The sequence below is a fragment of the Bowmanella yangjiangensis genome, from assembly GCF_017255015.1.
GTDB classification, from domain to species: Bacteria; Pseudomonadota; Gammaproteobacteria; order Enterobacterales; family Alteromonadaceae; genus Bowmanella; species Bowmanella yangjiangensis.
In genome coordinates this window covers 1-1575 of the sequence record NZ_JAFKCS010000184.1, presented here as the reverse complement: position 1 = coordinate 1575, position 1575 = coordinate 1, and the positions used below count along the sequence as shown (strand labels likewise).

The window sequence follows — 1575 nt, the reverse complement described above, 5'->3', positions numbered from 1 at the left end:
AGGCAGATGGTGTTCTTGCTGTTCATCCTGAATGTCCACGGTTGCAGCATGGACTCCAGAGTCTAGACGCGCGGCTGCCGGCGGCCCTGCGGATGGCGCATGAACCCGCGTGTTGCTAAAGCCGCGTCAGGAGCGGGTGCTCTTGCTGCTGTCCATCACGATATGGCTGGTGATGGACGAGACGTGGGGCAGGGTGCCCAGCACGTTGGTGTGGAAGTCCTTGTAGGCGCCGATGTCAGTCACCTCGACGCGTAGCAGGTATTCAACCGCGCCAGTGATGGTGTGGCACTCCACGACCTCGGGCGCCTCGGCAATGGCCCGTTCGAACGCTTCGAGGCTGGCCTTGGTGTGCTTGGACAGCCCCACCGTGAGATAGACCACGCAGCCGATGCCGAGTCGCGACCTGTCGATCACCGCCTTGTAGCCGGTGATCACGCCGCTGCGCTCCAGTTCCTGCACGCGTCTCAGGCAGGCGGAGGGCGACAGCCCCACCTGCTCGGCCAGCTTCACGTTGGTCTGGCGGGCGTCTCTGGAAAGCTCGTGCAATATACGTTGGTCTATTCGATCGATAGTGGTCATATCTTGTGTTTCGTTCGCTATGGCATCAATGAATTGCAATCGAGTTGCGCGCTAAAGGCAATAAGATTGTGCAATCGAAACCCAGGTGGACATGACCCAGCCAATGACCGATACCAGCGTGCTTCTCTCGTTTCTGCTCTTCTGCGTGGTGATGACCGGCACGCCAGGCCCGAACAATGCGATGGTCCTGCTGGCCGGTGCGCGTGTCGGGGTATGGCGTGCGATGCCGCTGGTGGCGGGCATTTCCGTCGGCGTCGGCCTGCTCCTGGCCGCATTGGGGCTGGGCCTCGGCACGCTGCTGTCGGCCATACCCGGCTTCGATGTGGCGCTGCGTGTCGTCGGCGCAGCCTACATCCTCTGGCTTGCCTGGAAGATCGCCAGCAGTGGCCCGTTGCAGGTTCGTGATGACGACACCGCACCCATGGGGTTCTTCGGCGGAGTGGCATTCCAGTGGGTCAATCCCAAGGCCTGGGCCGTGACCATCAGCGGCGTGGCGACTTACGTGCCAGCTGAGCATCACGCACAGAACGTCCTCCTCGCGGCCGTGATCCTGCTGTTGGTCTCCGTGCCGTGCGTTGGCATCTGGGCCGTTGGCGGCGCGACGTTTCGCCGTCTGCTGATGCACCCCCGCTATGCGTTGCTGTTCAACCTGAGCATGGCGTTGGTGCTGCTCGTGGCCACGCTGCCGGCGCTCGTGCAGAGCATTCGTTGACGCGCGAGACCATCGGATCGCTGGCCATGGCCAGGCGCAGCGAACCGAAGAAGAGCGCGAGGGCGTCAGTGGTGGTGCGGGCGCGTGACTTGGCGAATAATCGCGGCCACTCCATCGTCGTCGAGCCATTGTCGGAATGTCCATGAGCACCACCTTGCCGCCCCTCGTTCTGTCGATCCAGTCGCATGTGGCCTGGGGCCATGTCGGTAACGCCGCTGCGGTCTTCCCCTTGCAGCGACTGGGCTTCGAAGTGCTGCCGATCCATACCGTGCAGTTCTCCAACC

The 1575-nt window shown here is 62.8% G+C and carries 2 protein-coding genes; one reads left to right on the top strand and one right to left on the bottom strand.

All coding sequences use genetic code 11. The annotated features are described in order from the left end of the window. Positions 1-126: 126 nt before the first annotated feature. On the bottom strand, positions 127-579 hold the full coding sequence (locus J0A65_RS23150; RefSeq protein ID WP_206596651.1) for an Lrp/AsnC family transcriptional regulator: 453 nt from the start codon (positions 577-579) through the stop codon (positions 127-129). A 103-nt stretch (positions 580-682) separates the two neighbouring features. Here J0A65_RS23150 and J0A65_RS23145 point away from each other — a divergent pair, with 103 nt between their 5' ends. Next, positions 683-1291, top strand: coding sequence for a LysE family translocator (locus J0A65_RS23145; protein WP_152488838.1), 609 nt, complete (start codon positions 683-685; stop codon positions 1289-1291). Positions 1292-1575: the final 284 nt, after the last annotated feature.